The following is a 22627-nucleotide window of genomic DNA, read 5'->3' as shown; positions in this document are numbered from 1 at the left end:
ACCGGGGTCCCGCGGATCAGCGCGCCGTCTTCGGCGCGGGCCACCACCCCGCTTCGCGGATGGGTGTGGCAGGCGAGCCGGTGATGCGGGGCACGACGTCGGTCACCTTGTCCAGCTCGCCCCCGGCGATGGCCTGGTACCAGGAGATCCACGCCTCGATCTGGGTGCCGCTGATGCCCAGCCGCCACCGCCGCGCGAACGCCTCCGGCAAGGTCTCCGGCTCGTACCGGTAGGGCTTGCCGGTGGCCTCGGCGATCCGCGGGACGGCTTCGGCGAGGGTGAGCGACTCGGGGCCGGTGACCTCCAGGACGGCGCCGTCGTGCTCGGTGCTCTCGTCGGTGGCCACGCCGGTGATCGTCGCGGCGATGTCGTCGTGGGTGGTGAACGCGACCCTGCCGTCGCCGCCGGGACCGCGGATCGTGAACTCCTCGTCGGCCAGCGCGGCAGGGGTGGAGGCGTAGAAACCGGCGCGGAAGACGGTGTGCCGGACTCCCGCACCCGCCAGGTACTGCTCGGTCAGCCAGTGGTCGCGGGCGTTGCGGTAGGTCGCCGTTGCCGCCGCTCCGATCAGCGACACGTACAGCACCCGGCCGACGCCGACGTCCATCCCGGCCTGCACGGCGGAGGCGTGTTCCTCCAGCCGCTTGCCGGTCGGGTGCGAGGAGATCAGCACGAGCGTGGAGGCGCCGTCGAGCGCGCTGCGCATGGCCGCGGCGTCGTCGTAGGCGGCCGGACCGCGCTTCTCGGCGAAGGGCAGCTCGGGCAGCCGGGACGGATCGCGCCCGATCAGCAGCTGCGGCACCCCGCCGTCGGCGAGCCGTGCGGCGATCCGGCTGCCGAGCGCGCCTGTCGCGCCGGTGACCGCCACGGTGCCGCGGTCCTTCGCTGCGATGGCCAAACCTTGCCTCCAAGCTGCGATGATCGGGAATGCCGCCGCCGACTATAGGAGACGGCGGCGTGCTCGCTGCGTGCACGCGGCGCGGTGGCAAGCCGGACGGCTCGTCGACGCTGGCCAGAGCGTGCGAATCCGCGGAGTGGAAACGATCCTGGTAAGCCGCGGGCGTCGTGCCGGTGCACGTTTGCCGTGCAACGGTCGGCCTTCATACTGCGCCGGTAGCATCGGCGGTGAGCGTTGCGCGTCCGCCGAAAGCGGTACGTGTGTCACCTGCACCTACAGCGACATGGCGACTACGGCACCGGTGCGGTGCCTGCATCGGTCGAACCGGGAGCCTCACGTGAACCAGCAGCCGCCAGCATTCACCGCGGAGTCGGCCGAGCTGTTCCACAGCCTGCCGGTGGCGCTGGCCGCGCTGGATGCGCGGGGGACTGTGCTGGAGGCCAACGCCGCGCTGTGCGCGATCCTGGGCTATACCCGCGCCGAGATCACCGAGCTGACCTGGGCCGACCTGCACGCGCCGCAGGATCCGGACGGTTCCTTCGCCGACTGCGGCGGCCGGGCGGGCCACCTGCACCGCCTGATCGGCAAGCACGGGGAACAAGTGGTCTGCGACATCAGTTCGGCCGCCTCTCCGCAGCAGAACGGCGAGCGGGTGTGGCTGACGACGTTCGTCGATGTCGGTGAGCGGCAGCAGCGGACCGGGCAGTTCGAGCCCGCGGCGCCGCACGCCTCGTTGGAGCAGCAGCTCCGGGAGGCGATCGCGCACGACCAGCTCACCGTGCACTACCAGCCCGTCGTGGACCGGGCGGGGTACATCAGCAGTGCAGAAGCGCTGGTGCGGTGGCCGCACCCGCAGCACGGGCTGCTGTTTCCCAGCAGCATCATGCCCGCCGCACGGCACGCCGGTCTGCTGCCCGAACTCGACGAATGGGTGCTGCGCGCCGCGCTGCAGCAGGCCACGGCCTGGCCTGCGTGCGGGGACCGCCCGGTGGGGATCGCGATCAACCTGGGCAGCCAGCTGCTGCACGACCCGGCGTTCGACGAGCTGCTCGCCGAGATCGTCGCCGCTTGCGGCCTGCCGTGGGACCGCCTGATCCTGGAGATCACCGAGACCGACCTGCTCGACCTCGCCCCGGCCACCCACGGCGCCATCACCGGCCTGGTCGAACGCGGGGTGCGGTTCGCGGTGGACGACTTCGGCACCGGCTACTCCTCGCTGGAGCGGCTCAAGGACCTGCCCGTGCAGGCCATCAAGCTCGACCGCAAGTTCGTCTCCGGCGTCGAGGACGATCCGGTGGACACCGCGATCGCCGGTGCCGCGCTGAGCATCGCCCGCGCCCGCGGCAGCGTCTGCGTCGCCGAAGGGGTGGAAACCGCAGGGCAGCTGCACCGGCTCGCCGGTTTCGGTTACGACAAGTTCCAGGGGTTCCTGTTCTCGCCTGCGGTGCCCGCGCCCGAGTTCCGCGCCCTGATCGGTCGTCCGCTCCCGTCCGGTACGGGCGAGCGGTCGGTCGCCGCTGGATTGGTCAACACCGGCTCCCGCGCGGCTCGTGACTCGCCGCGGCCGACCGGGCACGCCGGGTAAGATCGGCCGCGTCCGGGGCCGGTTCAACGGCCCGCCAGTCGCAGGAGGCCGTGCGGATGACAGCCGATCGCATTCCCGCCGCCGAACCGCCCGGCCTCGGCGGCTTGCTCGCGCGGCTGCGCGCGTCCGGGGTCTCGATGGTCGAACTGTCCTTCGCGGACAACGCCGGAGTGGTCCGGTCGAAGGCGGTTCCGCTGGAGCGGCTCGGCACCGCGTCCCACTACGGGATCGGTGTCTCGCCGTGCTTCGAGACGTTCTGCTTCGACGACGAGATGGTCTACGGCCGTCACCTCGGCGGCCCGGACGGCGACCTGCGGCTGATCCCCGATCTCGGGCGACTGGTGCCGCTGGCCGCGCAGCCCGGCTGGGCATGGGCGCCGGTCGACAAGTTCGTGCAGGAAGGCGGGCGCTTCACCGCCTGCCAGCGGGCGTTCGCCCGGAACCAGGCGGCGGCGCTGCAGAGCTCGGGGCTGTCGGTGCGTGCCGCGGTCGAACACGAGTGGGCGCTCGGTGCGGGCGGAACCGAGGAATTCGTCCCCGCCGTCGTCGGTCCCGCGTACGGCCAGACGCGCCTCGAAGGTGCCGCGGAGTACGCGCGGGAGCTGGTGCACACCCTGCACGCCCAAGGATTGCCGGTAGAGCAGTTCCATCCGGAATACACCTCGGGACAGGTGGAGCTGTCGGTGTCCGCGGCCGATCCGGTGGCCGCGGCCGACGACGCGATCTTGGTGCGGCACACCGCCCGGCAAGTGGCGCGCCGCCACGGCTGGCGGGCGAGCTTCGCGCCGTGCGTGGTGCCGGGGATGCCGGGTTCCGGCGCGCACGTGCACCTGTCCGTCCACGACGACGCGGGCAACCTGTTCACCGGCGGCGACGGGCCGCACGGCCTGCGCCGGGAAGCCGAGGCCTTCCTGGCCGGTGTGCTGGTGGAACTGCCTGCGCTGCTGGCGGTCGGGGCCGGGAACCCGGCGAGCTTCCTGCGGATGGTGCCGTCCCGCTGGGCCGGGGTCTGGCAGGCGTGGGGCCGGGAGGCCAGGGAATCCGCGATCCGCCTCGTCCCCGGTGTGCGCGGAACCGCCGAGTGGGCGGCGAACGCGGAGGTGAAGTGCTTCGACGCCACCGCGAACCCCTACCTGGTGATGGGCAGCGTGCTCGCCGCCGGAGCGGCGGGTGTTCGCCGCGGGTTGCGGCTGCCCGCGGAGACCACCGGTGACCCGGCACTGCTCGAAACGCAAGACGTGCCGCGGCTGCCTGCCACCGGGGCGGACGCGGCCGAGGCGCTGGCGAACTCCGCCGTGCTGGCCGAAGCCATGGGCGAGGTGCTGCACGATGCGGTGGTGACGGTGCGCCGAGCCGAAGCGCGCCGCTTCGGTTCGGCAAGCGCGGACGAGCTGGTGGCCGCCACCCGGTCCCGCTGGTAGGTCGCCGTGCTCACCGACGGGCTCCCGCTGCTCGACCAGCACTGCCACGGCGTGCGCGACGCCGACCTGGACCGGGCCGGCTTCGAACTGCTGCTGACGGAGGCCGACCGGGTGGTGCCGGGCCGCAGCCCGTTCGAGTCGATGCTCGGTGTCACGCTGCGCAGGCTGTGCGCGCCGGTGCTGGACCTGCCGCGGCACGCGCCCGCCGAGGACTACCTGGCCCGGCGGGCCGCGCTGGGCTGGCGCGAGGTCAGCCGTCGCCTGCTGCGCGCCTCGGGAACCACGACCTGGCTGGTCGACACCGGGTTGAACACGCCACCGTTGACCGGCGTCGCCGAGCTCGCCGATCTCGGTGGCGGGCACGCGCGGGAGGTCGTGCGCCTGGAAGCCGTCGCCGAACAGGTCGCGCAACGCGGAGTGTCGGCCGCATGCCTGGCCGCCGAAGTGGAGCGGGAGATCCGCTCGCAGGCGGCGAACGCGATCGGGCTCAAAAGCGTCGTGGCCTACCGCTGCGGCTTGCGGATGCCGGATCGACGCCCGGGCTCCGGGCAGGTGGATTCGCGGGCCGCGGCGTGGTTGTCCGGACCGGACCGCAGGCTGCGGGATCCGGTGCTGCTGGCTTGGCTGGTGCACCTGGGCGCCTCGATCGGGGCCGAGCTGGGTTTGCCGTTGCAGCTGCACACCGGGTTCGGCGACCCGGACTTGCGGTTGCACGAGGCGGATCCGCTGCTGCTGACCGACTTCATTCGATCCACAGTGGATACTGGTCCGACGCTGGTGCTGCTGCACTGCTGGCCGTTTCACCGCAACGCCGCATACCTGGCGCACGCTTACCCGCACGTGCTGGTCGATCTCGGACTGACGATCCCGCACGTGGGTGCGCAGGCCGCCGCGGTGCTGGCCGAAACGCTGGAAATCGCGCCATGGCCCGCAGTCTGCTTCTCATCGGACGGGTTCGGACTGCCCGAGCTGCACCACCTCGGCGCGCTGCTGTGGCGCGAGCGGTTCGGGCGCCTGATCGACCGGTGGCTCGGCGAGGACGTGCTGGCCGCAACCGACGCGGAACGGCTCGTCCGCGGGATCGCCGGCGGCAACGCTGCCCGCGCCTACGGGCTCGGCGGGGAATGGCCGTGAGTTCGTCCACTGTGTCCTGAGAGTTCCGATCCGCGCATTCCGGTTGAGCGCTCTCGCCGAGTTCTGACAGTGTCGATCGCCATGGGCGAAACTGGGGATGACAACGGAAATCCGCTGGACGCCGAGCGCGCGCTGCGGCTGGCGTCGGGGCTGACCGAGCTGGTCGAGGCGGCGCGCTCGCGGGTTCGCGAGCAGCGCTCGTCGGACCTGGTCGACCGGGTGACCGCGCACGTGGGCTGCGAGCTGGGGGAGATGCCGAACGTGTCGTCGTCGTTCGGCGGCTGGGAGCACGCCAACGTGCAGCGCGGTTTCGACGCGCTGCTGGCGCAGCGTTCGCCGCGAGCGGAGTGGTTCGGGATCTCGGCCGGTGTCGGGGTTTCCGGCCATGATCTGCGAAATCTGCTGTCGATGGCCGAGCACCACGGGATGGTGCGACTGGGTGCGGTGGACTACCGGACCGTCGCGATCGGACCGGACGAAGTCACCGAAGCGGTGCAGCTCGGCTTCGTCGCCTCCCGCGCACCGGACGGCTCCCCGGTGGTGTTCGGGCTGCGCGGGCCGCAGGACCACTCGACGTCGTGCCTGGTGCAGGTCTTCGCAGCGAGCCGCGCGGTCGCGACGGCCGCCAGGGACGACCTCGAAGCCAACATCCGGGCGCGGGACGTGCACCGCGGGGCTGTGCTGCAGTTCGACATCGGTGACCACTACGGCAACGAGCTGGTCACCTTCCTGCACCGGCCCCGGCTCGATGCGGCCGACGTGGTGCTTCCGGGCGGAGCGCTGGAGGCGATCGAGCGCCACGTGGTGCGCAGCGCCGGGCACAACGCTCGCCTGGTGGAACTGGGGCAGCACCTCAAGCGCGGGTTGTTGTTGCACGGGCCGCCGGGCACCGGCAAGACCCACACGGTGCGCTACCTGCTGTCCCGCCTGAAGGGAGTCACCGCGGCGGTGTTGTCCGGGCGAGCCCTGACTTCGCTGCTGCCCGCGGCCACCGCGCTGGTGCGCCGGTTGCAGCCAGCGGTGCTGATCATCGAGGACGTGGATCTGATCGCGGAGGACCGCGCGGTGTCGCACGGTGCGACACCGTTGTTGTTCGAGCTGCTCAACCGCATCGACGGCATCGACCCGGACGCCGATGTCACGTTCGTGCTCACCACCAACCGCGTCGACGCGCTGGAGCAGGCGCTGGTCGACCGGCCGGGGCGGGTCGACCTCGCGGTCGAGGTGCCGCGCCCGGACGCCGCCGCCCGCGAGCGGCTGCTGCGCCTGTACGCGGGGCCCACCCGGCTCGACGTGGCCGACCCTGCCGAGTTGATCGCCGCGACCGAGGGCGTGACCGCGTCGTTCGTCCGCGAGTGGGTGCGCCGCACGATCGTCACCCAGCTGTCCGAAGGGGTGGCCGAGCCGGTCCTCGACGAATCCCGCTTGCGCGCCACGCTCGAGGAGCTGACCCGGCAGGGCCACCGGCTCACCGGCCGCCTCCTCGGCGGCACCTGATTCGTCCCTTTAGGACGGAGCGGCTGCTCGGCGGTTTCCCCGCGAGTCGCGGGCGATCCGGGTGACGCCGCCGAGGACGAGCCGGGCGATCAGCGGGTTCGGAACCGGCGCCGAGATCGGGGGACCACGCCGATCGTGCCATGGTCGGCGGCCTCCGGGTTGTTCATGCTGCTCGCATGCGTCGCGTCGTTGCTGTTCACCCGGCCCTGGCCCGCCTGCGGGCGCTGACCGGGCGGCTGGTCGCCAACCTGCGCGAGTTCGGCGCCGTCCAAGCCGAGCTGCACGAGCGGCGGATGCTGGCCGAACAACCGTGGCGGGAGGAGCTGCTGCACTGGTGCCACGACGGCCGTCAGTGGCGGTTGCACGGCGACCGCATACCGGCGACCGCTGTGCGCTCCAGCAGCCGCAGCGGCTGGTGCCCGGTCCGGCATCGCGCCGGGTAGCGCGAGCCGAGTCAGCGGCGGCGAGGTTTGCCGCGCTTGCCGTTCGGCGCGCGAGGACCCGGCCGGGGCTTCGCGGCCGACTTGCGGGCGGCCGGATTGCGGACTGCGGGCTTCTTGCCGTCGCGCTCGGTCTTCTTGCGCTTGGCCGGTGCCTGCTCGTGCTGGCGACCGCGGGTGCTGTTGACCGTGCGGCCGCGGACGATGCCGATGAACTGCTCCATCAGGTCGGTCGTCTCGTCCTCCAGCCAGGACAGCGCCACACCGGACTGCGGAACCTCGGCCAGCGGCCGATAGGTGAGGTCTTTGCGGTGGTGCAGCCGGGCGAGCGACTGCGGCACGACCAGCAGCCCGACACCGGCCGCCACCAGCTGGATCGCGTCCGCGGTCGTGGCCGGGCGCTCGATCGCGGGCCGTCCGGGCGGTTGCTCCCAATCGAGTGTGTCGTCGTGGGGATGCAGCAGGATCTCGTCCGCCAGGTCCGCGGGACCGACCTCGTCGGCCGCGGTCACCACGTGGTCCTTGGGCGTGACCACCACGGTCGTCTCGGTGTAGAGCGGGATCGCGTGCAGGCCGGTCTTGTCGATCGGCAGCCGCAGCAGGACCGCGTCGGCTTCGCGTTCGCGCACCATGCCGTCGGCGCCGGCAGCGGGGACCTGGACGAGGTGCAGCGGCACCCCGGGCACCCGTTCCTGCCACTTGCGCACCCACTTGTCGGGCGTCACGCCCGGAACGTAGGCGAGCGTGAAAGACGCGTCGGCTGCCACACCGCCAGGCTACCGGCCGCCGTCTTCCGGGCGTCGGTGCCGGGGCCGGTCGCCCGGCCGATACCCTGGGGGCATGACGTCGCGCAAGACCAGCCAGACGATGAAGCCCGCCACCGCCGCGAAGAAGCTCAGCGTCTACCTCGAAGCCACGCCCGCGGAGTTCCAGGAGGGCGTGGTCTCGCGCGACGAGCTCAACGCGCTGCAGGCCGACCCGCCCGAGTGGTTGCAGGAACTGCGCCGCGACGGCCCGCACCCGCGGCAGGTCGTGGCGGCGCGGCTGGGCGTTTCGATCGGTGCTCTCGCGCGGGGCGGGATCACCGAGCCGCTGACCACCGAGCAGATCAAGGCGTTGAAGGCGGAAATGCCGGAGTGGCTCGAGCACGAGCGCGCCAACCAGGCCGAGGTCCGCAAGGAAGCCGCCCGCCAGAAGGAGAAGGCCGCCCAGCAGGCGAATCCCGCGCAGCGTCGGCGCTAGCAGTCCTGAGCCGAGCTGATCCCGCGTTGCCGGGCGAAGCGCACTCGCCGCTCGCGGACCACATCGGACGGTCTTGATCAGCAAGCCGCGCGGGTATCAGCGCGCCGCTGCACCGGGGAGTTCCGCCTCCGATTCGCGCGGCGCACCGGGTGCCGGGGCCGCGACCGGCTCCGCGGTGTCCTCGGCGGCCATCGCGTCGGCGCGCTCGGCGGAATTGCGGTCGGCCAGCACGCGCCGCGCGCGATCCAGGTCGAGGTTGCCGTCCCATTTCGCGATGGCCAGCGTCGCGACGGCGTTGCCGTAGAAGTTCACCAGCGCGCGGCACTCGGACATGAACTTGTCGATGCCGAAGATCAGCATGATGCCCGCGGCGGGCACCGTGCCGATGGTGGACAGCGTCGCGGTCAGCGCGATGAAGCCGCCTCCGGCGACGCCCGCGGCGCCTTTGGAGGTCAACAGCATGATCGCGAGCAGGCCGAGCTGCTGGCCGATGCTCAGCGGGGTGTCGGTGGCCTGGGCGATGTAGAGCGTGGCCAGCGACAGGTAGATCGCCGCACCGTCCAGGTTGAAGCTGTACCCGGTGGGCACCACCAGGCCCACGGTCGCGCGTTCGGCGCCCATGAACGTCATCTTGCGCATCAGGCCCGGCAGCGCGGGCTCGGCGGTCGAGGTCCCGAGCACCAGGAAGAACTCGTCCTTGAGGTAGCGCAGCAGCGCGAAGATGTTCAGCCGGACGTAGGCGGCGAGGAACCCGCCGAGCACGACGAGCACGAACACGATCGAAGTTGCGTAGAACAACGCGATCAACGAGCCGAGACTGCTCAAAGTGGACAGTCCGAACGCGCCGACGGCGTAGGCCATCGCGCCGAAAGCGCCCAGCGGCGCGGCTTTCATCACGAAGCTCAGCACCTTGAACACGACTTCGGTGAGCCGGTTGACCCCGGCCACGATCGGCTCGCCGACCGCGCCGACCGCCTTGATCGCGATGCCGAACAGCACCGCCAGGAAGATGATCTGCAGGATGTCGCCCTCGACGAACGCGCCGAAGAAGCTCTCCGGCACGAGCTGGGTGAACACGTCCCACCAGTGCCGGCCTTCGCCCTGCTCGACGTACTGCTGCGCGGTCCCGGAAGCCTGGATCTTGGCGGGATCGGCGTGCACGCCTTCGCCGAGGCGCGCGATGTTGATGGCCACCAGGCCGATCAGCAGCGCGACGATGGTGCCGACCTGGAAGTAGGTGAGCGCTTTCAGACCGGTCATGCCGACCTTGCGCAGATCGGCGACGTTGGCGATGCCGCCGATGATCGTCAGGAACACGATCGGCCCGATGAGCATCTTCATCGCCGCGATGAAGGTGGTGCCGATCGGCTGCATGGCCGAACCGATGTCGGGCCACAGCCAGCCGACCAGGACGCCGATGACGATCGCGGCGAGCACCTGCACGTACAGCTGGCGGTACCAGCGCCTCGGCCCTGGCCGGTGCTGGTCCGTCCGGTGCTGGTCCGGCCGCTGTCGGGCGGGGTCCGGTTCGGCCGGTGCGGTATGCGCCATTGCATTCTCCTGCACGTCGAGGGATCGCGGGTGGCGCGGCGGTTGGCGGCGGGACGACCCCGGGGAAACGTGCGATCACGGTGCAGCCGGGGGCCGCGGCGCGTCCAAGAGTAAGTTGCTAACCGACTCATAGGCTCCGCCGATGAAAGCCGCCGACGAACGCACTGCCAGGGAAAACGGAGGTCGTGCATGGACACCCGGCAGCTGGAGTACTTCCTCGCGGTCGTCGACCACGGCGGATTCGGACGCGCCGCCGAGGCGCTGCACCTGGCGCAACCCTCGCTGTCGCAGGCGATCGCGGGCCTGGAGCGCGAACTCGGCGTGCCGCTGTTCCACCGGGTGGGCCGCGGAGTGGTGATCAGCGACGCCGGGACGGAACTGGTCGGCCCGGCCCGTCAGGTGCTGCGCGACCTGCGCACCGCCCGCTCCGCGGTGGACTCGGTGCGCGGCCTGCTGCGCGGCAGGGTGGAGCTGGCCACCATGCCGTCGCCCGGTGTGGAACCGCTGGGCACGCTGACCCGGTCGTTCTCCCGCGAGCATCCCGGTGTGACCGTCGGCGCCGAGGCCGCGTTCACCCCGGACGAGGTGGTGGCGCAGATCCGCAACGGCGTCTGCGAACTCGGCCTGATCGGCGCGCCCGAGGTGCCGCGGCCGCCCGGGGTGCAGGTGCACGAGCTGGAATCGCAGGAATTCTTCCTCGTCGGTGCCGGTGACGTCGAATTCCCCGAAGGCGACCCGGTTTCGCCGTCCGCGCTGGCCGGCGCGCGCATGATCGTGTCCCCGCCGGGAAGCCTCATGCGGCGGATCGTCGACGACGTGCTCGCCGCGGGCGTGGACCTGCGGATCGCCGCGGAGGTCGCGCACCGCACCTCGGTCCTGCCGCTGGTGCTGCAAGGCGTCGGCCTGGCCGTGCTGCCCGCCGGGTGGGTACCGCTGGCGCGGCGCGCGGGCGCGCGGATCGCCCGCATCGAGCACTCCGCCCAGCTGCACATCGCACTGGTCAGCCGTACGGCTGCGCTGACGCCGACCGCGAGCGCTTTCCTCGCGGTGGCGCGCGGTCATCGCCCGGCGGATTACCTGGCTCAGATCGCCTCGGATAGCCGCTGCCTATGAATCGGATCGCGAACGCGTGTTGGACGCTGCTCGGCTGAGCGGGCTTGACTCGGTGCACCACGAAAACCGGACCCGGGAGCCGCACCGATGTCATCCACCCGCACGTTCCGCATCGCCGCGATCCCCGCCGACGGGGTGGGAGCCGAGGTCGTGGCGGCCGGGCGCACCGTTCTCGACGCGATGGCGCAGGATTCCGGCGGCGCGTTTGCCTTCGATTGGACCGAGTTCGACTGGGGCTGCGAGTACTACACCAGGACCGGCCGGATGATGGCCGAGGACGGTCTGGAGCAGCTGGCCGGCTTTGACGCGATCTACTTCGGCGCGGTCGGCTGGCCGTCGGTGCCGGATCACACCAGTCTGTGGGGGTTGCGGCTGAACATCTGCCAGAACTTCGACCAGTGGGCGAACATCCGTCCGGTCCGGTTCCACCGCGGCATCACGTCGCCGCTGCGCAAGGCCGATGAGTCCGAGTTGGACTGGGTTGTGGTGCGGGAGAACAGCGAGGGCGAGTACGCCGGGCTGGGCGGGCGCAACCTGTCCGGCCGGGGGGCGGGCAACGAGGTTGCGTTGCAGACCGCGTTGTTCACCGAGCGCGGGTGCGAGCGGATCATCCGGTTCGCCTTCGACCTCGCGCGGACCCGTACTCGCAAGAAGGTCTCTTCGGTGACCAAGAGCAATGCCCAGCAGTACGGCATGGTGCTGTGGGACGAGATCTTTGAACGGGTCGCGGGCGATTATCCCGATGTGGAGACCGAGAGCGTGCTGGTCGATGCGATGGCGGCGAAGTTCGTGCTGAATCCGGAAGAACTCTCCGTCGTGGTCGCGTCGAATCTCAACGCGGACATCCTGTCCGACCTCGGTTCGGCGTTGGCGGGCAGTCTCGGTCTGGCCGCGAGCGCGAACCTCAACCCGGACCGCCGGTTCCCGTCGATGTTCGAGCCGGTGCACGGTTCCGCGCCGGACATCGCCGGGCAGGGGCTGGCGAACCCGGCAGGTGCCATCGGCAGCGCCGCGCTCATGCTGGAGCACTTCGGGCTCGCCGCCGAGGCGGCGCGGCTGAACGCGGCGATCGAGGCGACCGCGGCCGCAGGCGTGCGCACGCCCGACGTCGGCGGCACCGCCAAGACCGGCGACGTCACCGGAGCGATCCTGGAACACCTCCGCCGCTGACGGCTGGTTCGAGAAGCCCCCGGCGATTCGGCCGCTTCGTCCGCAATGCCCATATTATGGGAAATCCGCGGGTAACGGCTCGGTGCAAACTCGGTGTGGACCACGCCGCCCGTAGATAGGTTCAGCTCCCGTACAACATCCGAGAGCGGACCGAATGGCGGCAGCATGAAGCCGACGAGTACGGATCACGAACCTTACGTGCCCGCGAGCTCGAGCCCGCGGGAGATCACCGCCAAGGCCGTCGTGCTCGGCATCGTGCTGGCGGCGGTCCTCGCCGGGGCCAACGCCTACCTCGGGCTCAAGGTCGGGCTGACCGTGTCCGCCTCGATCCCGGCGGCGGTGATCTCGATGGCGGTGCTGCGGATGCTGCGCGGCGCCACCGTGGTGGAGAACAACATCGTGCAGACCGCGGCATCGGCCGGTGAGGCGCTGGCCGCGGGAGTGATCTTCACGCTGCCCGCGCTGGTGCTGCTGGGCTACTGGAACGGATTCCCGTTCCTGCCGGTGGCCACGATCGCGTTGTGCGGCGGCGTGCTCGGCGTGCTGTTCACCGTGCCGCTGCGGCGCGCGCTCATCGTCGAGAAACCGTTGCGGTTCCCCGAAGGCGTGGCCACCGCCGAAGTGCTCAAAGCGGGGCAGCGCGGTGGGCGCAGCGCCCGCTACATCACGATCGCCGGTCTCGCGGGCGCGTTGCTGAAGTTCGCGCAGACCGGGCTGGGCATCGCGTCCGGCACCGTCACCGGGGCGGTGAAAGCCGGTGGCGTGGTCATCGGCCTCGGCAGCGAGCTCGGCGTCGCGTTGCTGGGCGTCGGCTACATCGTGGGCCTGAACATCGCCGTTCTCGTCTTCGCGGGCGGTGCGCTGGCCTGGTTCGCGGGAATCCCGCTGTACATGGCGCTGGCGGATCCCGTTGCGCTGCAAGGGGTCGTCGGCGACGCCACCGGTTTCGACGCGGCGGAGGCCGTGTGGGACGAGCAGATCCGGTACCTCGGCGTCGGCGCGATGGCCGTGGGCGGAGTGTGGGCGCTGCTGTCGGTCGTGCGGCCGATGGTGACCAGCATCCGCTCGTCGATCAGCGCGGTCCGCGCCGCGCGCAGCGGCGAAGGCACCGATGTGCCGCGCACCGAACGCGACATCCCGGCGAACTGGCTCGGCTACGGCACGCTCGTGATGGCGGCGCCGGTGCTGCTGGTGTTCCTGTTCGTGGTGGACCGTTCGCGGCTGGAGATCGGCAGCGGCGTGTTCGCCGGGACGCTCGCCTTCGGCCTGGTTTTCGCGCTGCTGGCCGGGTTCGTGTTCTCGTCGGTTTCCGGGTACATGACCGGGCTGGTCGGTTCGTCGAACAATCCAGTGTCCGGCGTGACCGTGCTGACGCTGCTGACGAGTTCGCTGGTGCTGCTGGGCATCCTCGGCACCCAGATCGATTTCGGCGCCGACGAGGCCAAGGCGACCATAGGCGCAGCCACGGCGGTGCTGATCTCCGGCGTGGTCAGCTGCGCGGCGGCGATCGCCGGGGACAACCTGCACGACCTCAAGACCGGGCGGTTGCTCGGCGCGACGCCGTTCAAGCAGCAGATCATGCTGATCGTGGGCGTCGTGGTCTCCGCGCTGTGCATCGCGCCGATCCTGTCGGTGCTCTACGCGGCCTACGGGATGGGCAACTCGTTCCCGCGATCCGGCATGGACCCGTCGCAAGCGTTGCAGGCGCCGCAGGCGGCGCTGATGAGTTCCATCGGCGAGGGCGTTTTCGGCGGCGGGCTGCCCTGGGCGATGATCGCCGGGGGCGGCGTGCTGGCCGTGCTGCTGATCGTGGCCGACCAGGTTCTCCAGCGCCGCGAGGCGTCGTTCCGGATGCCCGTGCTCGCCGTCGCCGTCGGGTTGTACCTGCCGCTGGAGCTGTCGGTGCCGATCTTCGTGGGCGGCGTGATCGCCCATCTCGTCGCTCGCCGCAAGCGTGGCGCGGACAACGGTCCGGGAGTCCTGTTCGCCTCCGGGCTGATCACCGGTGAGGCGCTGGTGGGCATCGTGCTCGCCATTCCGTTCGCCATCGCGCAGAGTTCGGACGTGTTCGCGGTCGCGCCGTCGGCGCTCGGGATGTCCGAGGGTGCGTTCACCGTTCTCACGAACACGTTGGGGATCGCGGCGTTCCTGTTCTTCGTGGTGTGGCTGTACCGCACCGCGCGCAAGGAGGAATAGCCCGCGGGCCCGGCAGAAACCCGCTGTCCATTGAGGACTCGTAGCCCGTGCGCCGGGCTCAGCCCGGCGGAGGCGGGGCAGGACCAGGCCGCGGATCCCGGAAGACGTGGAAGGTGTCGATCACGACGTCTACGGCCTGCGCATCCTGATCGCCGATGACGCCCTCACCCCTGCAGGAACCGCGCGCTGGGCACGGTGAGCTTGGTCGTCGCTGAGCAGGTCGGCTGCCGCAGGGTCCAAGGCACCAGGCGCAACGGTCGCCTCACCGCGCAGAATGCCGGTGAACAAGCGGTGCCCGAGGACCATGTGGTTGACCAAGTCGCGGACCTCCCACTCCGGGCAGGGCGTGGGGTTGTTCCACTCGCCCGGTCCGACGCCGTCGATCAGGTCGGCGACGGTGCCGAGGACGGCTCTGAGGTCTTCGACGGGCACCGCTGTCATCAGAGTCCCTCCACAAGGGCCGGTGAGTCGGGTTGGCCGGACGGTACCGGAACGTCCGCGTGCGTCGGGCGCAGCCGCCGCGCGATCACGGTCCGAATCGGATCGCCCACCGTCGGCACTACCCGGCGCAGTTCGCATTTGGGACATGGGACAGTGGTCGGCATGAAGCCGATGTCCAAAGTGGCCCGGAAGCTCGGCAGGCAACCGTGGTTCGCCGCGCTGGGGAAGAAGCTGGTGCCGCTCGACCTCGCGATGCAGCAGCGCACCGGCGGGCGGGTCAGCCTGGCGAAGCTGGCGGGGCAGTCGTCGCTGGTGCTGAGCACCACCGGCCGCCGCAGCGGGAAGGTCCGGCAGGTGCCGCTGCAGTACGTGCCGCACGGCGACGAGTTCGTGCTGATCGGCTCGAACTGGGGCGGCGAGAAGCACCCCGGCTGGTCGGCGAACCTGCTGGCGAATCCGGAGGCGAGCGTGCGCGTGGACACGCGGGAAATCCCGGTGCGCGCCAGGCTGATCACCGGCGCGGAGCGCGAGCGCCTGTGGCGCGACGTGATCACCGCGGCCTGGCCGGCCTACGACGACTACGCGGCTCGCGCGCCGCACCGCGAGCTGCGGGTGTTCGTGCTCAGCCCGCGCTGACCTTCTTGGCGCCGAGCACGATCGTCCAGCCCAGCTCGCCGCGGTGGCTCAGGTAGTCGTTGCGGAATCGCCGCGAATCGGCCAGCACCGAATCCCGCTCCGGATGCTCCGGGTTGCGCTTCGCCCAGTCGAGCACGTTCTTCCAGTGCTGCGACTCGTAGCGGTCCCAATCGTCGGTGCTGGCCGAGACGAGCCCGGTGACCTCGAAGTCGAGTTCCTCGGCGATGTGCACCAGCTCGGACAGCGAGGGCAACTCGTCGCCGGCGGAGTCGTCCAGCGAATGCAGCTCGCCGATCGCGAGCCTGCCGCCATCGGCCAGCGCGCCCGCCAGCCACTCCAGCGCCTGCCGGTAGCCGCCGAACGCGAAGCTCGCGCCGAGGCAGCTGCCGACCGTGCTCGCGCCCGGCTCCGGCTCGAACTCCGCGGCAGGGCCGAGCACGGTGCGCAGCCGCTGGCGCACCCCGGCGGCCGCCGCGCGCTGTTCGGCGGCCGCGGTGAAATCCGCGTTGATCTCCAGGCCGACGACGTCGGCTCCGAGCTTGGCCAGCTCCACCGCCCAGAAACCGCGCCCGGATCCGACGTCCAGCACCCGGTCGCCCGCGCCGATCTCCAAGTGCTCGGCGACTTCGCCGAGCTTCGCCGGGCTGGTGGGGTTCTGCACCTCGTGCCCGGACTCGGCGATGGCGACGTATTCGGTTTCGTTCATCGGCGATCACTGTAACGGACCGCGCACACCGGTTTTGCGCGATGCCGACCGGATGGCGCCTGGGCGCGGCCGCGCTGCCGCGGAAAAGTTGCGGGCAGCTGTGGTGGACTCGACAGGAGGCCAGATGACCCCTGCGCGCGCACGTCGAAGCGGTGCCGCGAGGAGGTTCCCGCGGACCGGCCGGTTCCGGCCCCCGCCGCGGATGGGCGAATGCCCGCAAGGGGGCGAGCACGTGCTGATGCCGAAGCAAGGCGGCGGGATGGTGTGCATCAAGTGCAACGAAGAATGGGGCTGCGACGGCGAACACGACACCGGCAGGCACGATCCGCCGTGACGGCTTCCGGCGGGAAACAGACCGCGCTGCTCGTTTTTCGCGGACCGATGAGTCGTTCACTCGAATTCCGGGAACCTGATCGGGTTACGAATTCCGCCAAGTGGCGCGAAATCGGTTCGCAACGGCCGACCCCGGTGCGAGCGGGGCGCGGCAGGCCGCCCGAGCACGAGATGACCGAGTTCCCCAGCTCCACACCGGCGGGCACCGCGACCTGATTCCCGAGTCCGCCCGGACTCTGCGAGGCTGCGCGAGGCAACGACGATCCTGCGCCGCCGTAACGACCCTGCGCCGTGCCGACGCGGTAACGGCTCTGGCGGCGATGACATGAAAGGACCCGGGACGTGGCGGACCTGGACTGGGCGGTGTTCGACCTCAACGGCACGCTGCTCGACCCGGCGGCGCTCAGCGCCGCGCTGCCCGCGCCGTGCAACGGCGAACAGGCGGGCCTGGACCTGCTCGACGAGACCGTGCAGCGGGCGATGGTCGACACGCTCGTCGGCCAGTACCTGCCGTTCGCGGACTACCTGCGGTCCGCCGTGACGCGGCGGTTGCAGCTGGCCGGGCTCACCGCCGAATCCGGCGTCGTGCAGGCAGCGGTCGAAACCGCAGGCCGGATGCCGCCCTACCCGGAAGTGCCGGACGCGCTGGCGCTGCTGCGCGAGGCCGGGCTGCGGATCGCCACGGTCACCAACAGCACCACCGCGACCGCCGAAGCCGCGCTGGAAGCCGCCGGGCTGCGCGAGCGCTTCGACGTGGTCACCGGAAGCGACCGGCCGCGTGCCTACAAACCCGCGCCGGAGGTCTACCGAAGCGGTCTGGAAAGGATCGGGACCGATGCGTCCCGTGCGGTGATGATCGCCTCGCACGGTTGGGACCTGCACGGTGCGAAAGCCTCCGGCATGGCCACCGCATGGGTTGCACGCAAGGAGCGGCTGTTCCTCGGCTCGTTGAGCGAACCGGACTTCACCGGCTCCGACGTGCTCGACGCCTGCCGCGCCATCACCCGCGCCTGAACGCGCGAGGCGGTCACTCGCCCGTACCCGCCGGGCACGGCGCTTCGGGCATCCCCACCAGGCAGCGCAGGCACGGCATCCCCCAAGGCCGGTCGGCGACCTCGGCGACGTCGGCCGGGATCACCTGGCCACACGCGGTCGTCCAATATGCGGCGTCGTCGGTGCCGGGCTCGGTCAGCGCCAGGTGAGCTTGCCTGCGCGATTCACCGACCACTCCGGGCTGGTAGCGGACCGCGATCGGCCGCCCCTCCCGCGCGGGCAGCTCTCCGCTGGAGTGAGCATCCTCCGAATCGTCGGACATGGTTCACCTCCGGGGGCTGCGACGCGGCCGGTGACCGCGAGTGACGTGAAATCCGTGATTCCGCTACCGAGCAGGGTAACGACCGCCGCCACTCGCCCGCGGGTGGTCGGGCCGATCGGCGACTTCCACCGCCGAGCGTGACCGCACGCCGCCGATCGTCCCGAATTCGGCCCGATGACCGGCATCGCGGACGCCGGCGGCACACGGCTGAACGGAGCAGTCGCGGCTAGTCTCACCAGCGGTCACCGGGGTCTAGGGGGTGAATCGTGGCGGAGGATCCGCGCGATTACGACGCACCGCAGCTGCCGCGCCGATCACGTGCCGTGATCGCCGGTCGGGTTGGTTTCGCGTTGCTGTCGGTGCTGGTGCTGGCGGTCACCGGGTACGGATGGGCGAACTACGGCGAACTGCGCTGGGCGCTGAGCACCAGTTCCGCCACCGACGGCGCGGCCGCCGACGGGGCCACCGACATCCTGCTGGTCGGGCTGGACAGCCGCACCGACTCGCAGGGCAGGCCGCTGCCGGACGACGTGCTGCGGCGGCTGCGCGCGGGCGACAACCCGGCGAACCTCACCGACACGCTGATGCTGGTGCACATCCCGTCGAACGGCGCGGGCGCCACCGCCATGTCGCTGCCGCGCGACACCTACACCAGCATTCCCGGCCACGGCGAGCACAAGATCAATTCGGCGTACGGGCGCGGCAAGAGCCAGGCCGCGGAGGCGCTCACCGGTGTCGCCGATCCCGCTGAGCGGGAGCGCCGGGCCGCCGACGCAGGCCGCAGGACCCTCACCGACACCGTGCAGCAGTTGACCGGCGTGCAGGTCGACCACTACGCCGAAGTGAACCTGCTCGGCTTCGCCCAGCTCACCGAGGCGATCGGCGGCGTGCCGGTGTGCCTGCGCGAGGCCGTGCACGACCCGTACTCCGGTGCCGACTTCCGCGCCGGGCACCAGCTGATCTCGGGTGCGCAGGCGCTGTCGTTCGTGCGGCAGCGGCACGGACTGCCTCGTGGTGACCTGGACCGGATGGTGCGCCAGCAGGCGTTCCTCGCCGGGTTCGTGCGCACCGCGACCTCCGGTGGGTTGCTGGCCCAGCCCGCCAAGCTCGGCGGGCTGATCGACTCGGCGCGGCGTTCGATCGTGCTGGACCGGGACTGGGACCTGCTCGCGTTCGCGCAGCGGATGCAAGGGCTCGCGGCCGGGGACGTGGCGTTCTCCACGATCCCGATCCAGGACGCCGCCTACGACACCCCGGACGGGGAGGCGGTGCGGGTGGATCCGCTGGAGGTGAGCCGCGCCGTGCACCACGCGGCGCACGGCAGGCCGGCGCCCGCGCAGGAAACAGGGGAGTCCGGCCAGGAAACGGGAGAGACGGCGCAGGAAACGGGAGAGGCCCCCACCGGCGCCGCCGAGACCACCGGCGAAGGCGCGAGTACTCCCGAAACCGGCGAGGGCAGTGCGCCCACGACCGGTGAGACCGGCGGTCGCGAGACGCAAACCGGCGAGCAGGGCACCGCCGAAACCGGAACCGGATCGCCCGGCACTGGCGCACCGGGCACGGCCGAAACCGGATCGGCCGAGACCGGAACCGGCGAAACCACCGGACGCGCCCCCGCGACCAGCGAGCACCCGGCGAGCACGGCGACCGGCCGGACCACGCCCCAGACGACGCCCCGGACGACGTCGGAGTACTCAGCCGAACCGGAGACGAGCGACTCGCAGCAGTCCACCGGCGAAACCTCCGCGCCGCAGCCGCAGACCGAAGCGACGAGCGCCGGGACCGAGCCGACGAGCCCCGATCCGACCAGCCCCGATCCGACCGGCCCAGCACAGCCGGTCCCGCCCGATGCCCTCAACGCGGGCGGCCTCACCTGCGTGAACTGACCGCCCCGACGCAAGAAGCCGGACCGCGGCACGGCGCAAGACGGCCCCGGCGCGCTTGTGGCGCACCGGGGCCGTCGTACGTTACCTGCCGGATCGGCAGGTGCCTTCAGGAGCGGATCATGTTCCGCAGCACGTACTGCAGGATGCCGCCGTTGCGGTAGTAGTCCGCCTCACCGGGGGTGTCGATGCGCACCGGCGCCTCGAACTCCACGGTGGACCCGTCGGCCTTGGTGGCCACGACGTGCACCGCGGCAGGAGTCTCGCCCTCGTTGAGCTTGGTGATGCCGGAGAGGTCGAAGGTCTCGGTACCGTCCAGGCCCAGCGACTTCGCCGTGGAACCGGCCGGGAACTGCAGCGGGATGACGCCCATGCCGATCAGGTTCGAGCGGTGGATCCGCTCGAAGGACTCGGCGATGACCGCCTGCACGCCCAGCAGCCGGGTGCCCTTGGCGGCCCAGTCGCGGGAGGAACCGGAGCCGTACTCCTTGCCGCCCAGCACGACCAGCGGCGTGCCCTCCGCGGCGTAGTTCTGCGCGGCGTCGTAGATGAACGCCTGCGGCCCGCCGTCCTGCGTGAAGTCGCGGGTGTAGCCGCCCTGCACGTCGTCCAGCAGCAGGTTGCGCAGCCGGATGTTGGCGAAGGTCCCGCGGATCATCACCTCGTGGTTGCCGCGGCGCGAGCCGTAGGAGTTGAAGTCCTTGCGGTCGATGCCGTGCTCGCTGAGGTACTTGCCCGCGGGCGAGTCCGGCTTGATCGCACCGGCCGGGGAGATGTGGTCGGTGGTGACCGAGTCGCCCAGCAGCGCCAGCACGCGCGCACCGGAGATGTCCGAGACCGGCTCCGGCTCCATGCCCATGCCCTCGAAGTACGGGGGCTTGCGCACGTAGGTGGATTCGGTGTCCCACTCGAAGGTCTCGCCCTCGGGCGTGGGCAGCGAGCGCCAGCGCTCGTCCCCGGCGAACACGTCGGAGTAGTCCTTGGTGAACATCTCCTGGGTGATCGCGGAGTCCATGACCTCCTGGATCTCCTTGGGCGAGGGCCAGATGTCGCGCAGGAACACCGGCTTGCCCTCGGTGTCGTGGCCCAGCGGGTCGGTCTCGAAGTCGAAGTCCATCGAGCCCGCCAGCGCGTAGGCGATCACCAGCGGCGGCGAGGCCAGGTAGTTCATCTTGACGTCGGGGTTGATCCGGCCCTCGAAGTTGCGGTTGCCGGACAGCACCGAGGTGACCGCGAGGTCGTTCTGCTGGATCGCCGCGGAGATCTCCTCCGGCAGCGGCCCGGAGTTGCCGATGCAGGTGGTGCAGCCGTAGCCGACCAGGTGGTAGCCCAGCTTCTCCAGGTACGGCCAGAGCCCGGCCTTCTCGTAGTAGTCGGTGACGACCTGCGAGCCCGGGGCCATCGAGGTCTTCACCCACGGCTTGCGGGTCAGGCCCTTGTCCACGGCGTTGCGCGCCAGCAGCGCGGCACCCAGCATCACCGACGGGTTCGAGGTGTTCGTGCAGGAGGTGATCGAGGCGATCACCACGGCACCGTGGTCGAGCTCGAACTCGCCCAGCTCGTCCGAGGACACCTTGATCGGGTTGGTGGAGCGGCCGGAGGCGCCGTCGGCGGCCGAGGCCAGCTTCGGCTTGTCGCCTTCGCCGCGGTGGGTCACCGAGACCGGGTCGCTGGCCGGGAAGGACTCCTCGCCGGCTTCGTCCAGCGCGGCGTCATCGGCGTTCTGGACCTGCACGTAGTCGGTCAGCGACTTGCGGAACGACGGCTTGGCGTCGGAGACCTCGATGCGGTCCTGCGGGCGCTTCGGGCCGGCGATCGAGGGCACGACCGACGAGAGGTCCAGCTCCAGCAGCTCGGAGTACTGCGGCTCGTGGTCCGGATCGTGCCAGAGTCCCTGCTCCTTGGCGTAGGACTCGACCAGGTCGACCTGCTCGGCGGGGCGGCCGGTGAGCTTGAGGTAGCGGATCGTCTCCTCGTCGATCGGGAAGATCGCCGCGGTGGAGCCGAACTCCGGGCTCATGTTGCCGATGGTGGCGCGGTTGGCCAGCGGCACCGAGGCCACGCCGGAGCCGTAGAACTCGACGAACTTGCCCACCACGCCGTGCTCGCGCAGCATCTGCGTGATCGTGAGCACCACGTCGGTGGCGGTCGCACCCGGCGGGATCTCGCCGGTGAGCTTGAAGCCCACCACCTTCGGGATGAGCATCGACACCGGCTGGCCCAGCATCGCGGCCTCGGCCTCGATGCCGCCGACGCCCCAGCCCAGCACGCCCAGGCCGTTGACCATCGTGGTGTGCGAGTCGGTGCCCACGCAGGTGTCCGGGTAGGCCTGGCCGTTGCGGCTCATGATCGAGCGGGCCAGGTGCTCGATGTTCACCTGGTGCACGATGCCGGTGCCGGGCGGGACGACCTTGAACTCGTCGAAGGCGCCCTGGCCCCAGCGCAGGAACTGGTAGCGCTCCTTGTTGCGGCCGTACTCGAACTCGACGTTGCGCTCGAAGGCGTCCGGCTTGCCGAACACGTCGATGATCACCGAGTGGTCGATGACCAGTTCCGCGGGCGCCAGCGGGTTCACCTTCGAGGTGTCGCCGCCCAGCTCGGAGACCGCTTCGCGCATGGTGGCGAGGTCGACCACGCAGGGCACGCCGGTGAAGTCCTGCATGATCACCCGCGCGGGGGTGAACTGGATCTCGGTCGAAGGCTCGGCCTCGGGATCCCAGTCCGCGAGCGCGCGCACGTGCTCGGCGGTGATGTTCGCACCGTCCTCGGTGCGCAGCAGGTTCTCCAGCAGGATCTTGAGGCTGTAGGGCAGCCGTTGCGCACCGGCGACCGCGCTGAGCCGGAACACCTCGTAAGAGGCGTCACCGACGTTCAGCGTGCCGCGGGCGCCGAAGCTGTCCTTGCTCGCAGGTGCAGTCACGTTCAACTCCATGTCGCGACGGGCGCAAGTCAGTTCGGGAACGACCGGGAGTCTCGCGCACGTCGGCCGAGCGTGCGCGCAGCCCCTCGGGTCGCGTGCCAGTAACAGTACGCTTGTCCTGTAAATGGCTTCAAGGCCGGGTCGCG

The 22627-nt window shown here is 70.9% G+C and carries 20 protein-coding genes; 13 read left to right on the top strand and 7 right to left on the bottom strand.

Going from position 1 to position 22627, the window contains the following annotated elements; all coding sequences use genetic code 11:
* Nucleotides 1–16: 16 nt before the first annotated feature.
* Nucleotides 17–898, bottom strand: a complete 882-nt coding sequence (locus V1457_RS22825; protein ID WP_338596672.1) for an NAD(P)H-binding protein — start codon at nucleotides 896–898, stop codon at nucleotides 17–19.
* A 337-nt stretch (nucleotides 899–1235) separates the two neighbouring features.
* Between V1457_RS22825 and V1457_RS22820 the strand changes: the two genes are divergently transcribed.
* The 5 genes from V1457_RS22820 to V1457_RS22800 all read left to right on the top strand — a co-directional run bounded on the left by V1457_RS22820 (nucleotide 1236) and on the right by V1457_RS22800 (nucleotide 6978).
* The gene (locus tag V1457_RS22820) at nucleotides 1236–2483 is read left to right on the top strand and encodes an EAL domain-containing protein (protein WP_338596670.1); all 1248 of its coding nucleotides are present in this window, start codon (nucleotides 1236–1238) and stop codon (nucleotides 2481–2483) included.
* A gap of 56 nt (nucleotides 2484–2539) precedes the next feature.
* Complete coding sequence (locus tag V1457_RS22815) at nucleotides 2540–3904, top strand: glutamine synthetase family protein (RefSeq protein ID WP_338596668.1); 1365 nt, start codon at nucleotides 2540–2542, stop codon at nucleotides 3902–3904.
* A gap of 6 nt (nucleotides 3905–3910) precedes the next feature.
* Nucleotides 3911–5038, top strand: a complete 1128-nt coding sequence (locus tag V1457_RS22810) for an amidohydrolase family protein (protein ID WP_338596666.1) — start codon at nucleotides 3911–3913, stop codon at nucleotides 5036–5038.
* An 81-nt stretch (nucleotides 5039–5119) separates the two neighbouring features.
* Nucleotides 5120–6535: an ATP-binding protein gene (locus tag V1457_RS22805; protein ID WP_338596664.1), complete on the top strand. Its 1416-nt coding sequence runs from the start codon at nucleotides 5120–5122 to the stop codon at nucleotides 6533–6535.
* A gap of 176 nt (nucleotides 6536–6711) precedes the next feature.
* Nucleotides 6712–6978: a hypothetical protein gene (locus V1457_RS22800; protein WP_338596663.1), complete on the top strand. Its 267-nt coding sequence runs from the start codon at nucleotides 6712–6714 to the stop codon at nucleotides 6976–6978.
* A gap of 11 nt (nucleotides 6979–6989) precedes the next feature.
* Here the strand turns inward: V1457_RS22800 and V1457_RS22795 are convergent, their stop codons facing one another.
* A complete protein-coding gene (locus V1457_RS22795; RefSeq protein ID WP_200072563.1) occupies nucleotides 6990–7742 on the bottom strand; it encodes a LysR family substrate-binding domain-containing protein in 753 nt (250 codons plus the stop codon).
* A gap of 73 nt (nucleotides 7743–7815) precedes the next feature.
* On the opposite strand from V1457_RS22795, the gene V1457_RS22790 reads away from it, so the two are divergent.
* A complete protein-coding gene (locus tag V1457_RS22790) occupies nucleotides 7816–8217 on the top strand; it encodes a DUF5997 family protein (RefSeq protein ID WP_200072562.1) in 402 nt (133 codons plus the stop codon).
* A gap of 96 nt (nucleotides 8218–8313) precedes the next feature.
* Here V1457_RS22790 and dctA read toward each other — a convergent pair whose 3' ends face one another.
* Nucleotides 8314–9768, bottom strand: a complete 1455-nt coding sequence (dctA, locus tag V1457_RS22785; protein ID WP_338596661.1) for a C4-dicarboxylate transporter DctA — start codon at nucleotides 9766–9768, stop codon at nucleotides 8314–8316.
* A 189-nt stretch (nucleotides 9769–9957) separates the two neighbouring features.
* Between dctA and V1457_RS22780 the strand changes: the two genes are divergently transcribed.
* The 3 genes from V1457_RS22780 to V1457_RS22770 all read left to right on the top strand — a co-directional run bounded on the left by V1457_RS22780 (nucleotide 9958) and on the right by V1457_RS22770 (nucleotide 14247).
* Nucleotides 9958–10881 carry a LysR family transcriptional regulator gene (locus V1457_RS22780; protein ID WP_338596659.1) on the top strand — a complete coding sequence of 308 codons (924 nt, stop codon included), beginning with the start codon at nucleotides 9958–9960 and terminating at the stop codon, nucleotides 10879–10881.
* Between the two features lie 87 nt (nucleotides 10882–10968).
* Nucleotides 10969–12051, top strand: coding sequence for a tartrate dehydrogenase (locus V1457_RS22775; RefSeq protein WP_200072559.1), 1083 nt, complete (start codon nucleotides 10969–10971; stop codon nucleotides 12049–12051).
* Nucleotides 12052–12249: 198 nt separating this feature from the next.
* Nucleotides 12250–14247, top strand: a complete 1998-nt coding sequence (locus V1457_RS22770) for an OPT family oligopeptide transporter (protein ID WP_338596657.1) — start codon at nucleotides 12250–12252, stop codon at nucleotides 14245–14247.
* A gap of 129 nt (nucleotides 14248–14376) precedes the next feature.
* Here V1457_RS22770 and V1457_RS22765 read toward each other — a convergent pair whose 3' ends face one another.
* Nucleotides 14377–14688, bottom strand: coding sequence for a maleylpyruvate isomerase family mycothiol-dependent enzyme (locus V1457_RS22765; RefSeq protein ID WP_200072557.1), 312 nt, complete (start codon nucleotides 14686–14688; stop codon nucleotides 14377–14379).
* A 171-nt stretch (nucleotides 14689–14859) separates the two neighbouring features.
* On the opposite strand from V1457_RS22765, the gene V1457_RS22760 reads away from it, so the two are divergent.
* Nucleotides 14860–15324: a nitroreductase/quinone reductase family protein gene (locus V1457_RS22760; protein ID WP_338596653.1), complete on the top strand. Its 465-nt coding sequence runs from the start codon at nucleotides 14860–14862 to the stop codon at nucleotides 15322–15324.
* Here V1457_RS22760 and V1457_RS22755 read toward each other — a convergent pair.
* Nucleotides 15311–16030 carry a cyclopropane-fatty-acyl-phospholipid synthase family protein gene (locus V1457_RS22755; protein WP_200072555.1) on the bottom strand — a complete coding sequence of 240 codons (720 nt, stop codon included), beginning with the start codon at nucleotides 16028–16030 and terminating at the stop codon, nucleotides 15311–15313. The two genes, V1457_RS22760 and V1457_RS22755, sit on opposite strands and share 14 nt — an antisense overlap.
* A gap of 124 nt (nucleotides 16031–16154) precedes the next feature.
* On the opposite strand from V1457_RS22755, the gene V1457_RS22750 reads away from it, so the two are divergent.
* Together V1457_RS22750 and V1457_RS22745 are read left to right on the top strand one after the other, a co-directional pair.
* The gene (locus V1457_RS22750) at nucleotides 16155–16364 is read left to right on the top strand and encodes a hypothetical protein (RefSeq protein WP_338596651.1); all 210 of its coding nucleotides are present in this window, start codon (nucleotides 16155–16157) and stop codon (nucleotides 16362–16364) included.
* A gap of 341 nt (nucleotides 16365–16705) precedes the next feature.
* Nucleotides 16706–17377 (top strand): haloacid dehalogenase type II, encoded by a 672-nt coding sequence (locus V1457_RS22745; RefSeq protein ID WP_338596649.1) that lies wholly within the window; start codon nucleotides 16706–16708, stop codon nucleotides 17375–17377.
* Between the two features lie 13 nt (nucleotides 17378–17390).
* On the opposite strand, the gene V1457_RS22740 is transcribed toward V1457_RS22745, so the two are convergent.
* Nucleotides 17391–17678 carry a hypothetical protein gene (locus V1457_RS22740; protein WP_338596647.1) on the bottom strand — a complete coding sequence of 96 codons (288 nt, stop codon included), beginning with the start codon at nucleotides 17676–17678 and terminating at the stop codon, nucleotides 17391–17393.
* 266 nt (nucleotides 17679–17944) lie between these two features.
* On the opposite strand from V1457_RS22740, the gene V1457_RS22735 reads away from it, so the two are divergent.
* Entirely contained in the window at nucleotides 17945–19564 is a 1620-nt protein-coding gene (locus tag V1457_RS22735) for an LCP family protein (RefSeq protein WP_338596646.1), read from the top strand.
* Nucleotides 19565–19670: 106 nt separating this feature from the next.
* Here V1457_RS22735 and V1457_RS22730 read toward each other — a convergent pair whose 3' ends face one another.
* On the bottom strand, nucleotides 19671–22493 hold the full coding sequence (locus V1457_RS22730) for an aconitate hydratase (protein WP_407074712.1): 2823 nt from the start codon (nucleotides 22491–22493) through the stop codon (nucleotides 19671–19673).
* Nucleotides 22494–22627 lie beyond the last annotated feature (134 nt).

This window comes from Saccharopolyspora sp. SCSIO 74807 (genome assembly GCF_037023755.1).
In the GTDB taxonomy this organism is placed as follows: domain Bacteria; phylum Actinomycetota; class Actinomycetes; order Mycobacteriales; family Pseudonocardiaceae; genus Saccharopolyspora_C; species Saccharopolyspora_C galaxeae.
Note: the sequence above shows the minus strand (reverse complement) of the source record. Positions and strands in the feature narration are given on the sequence as shown.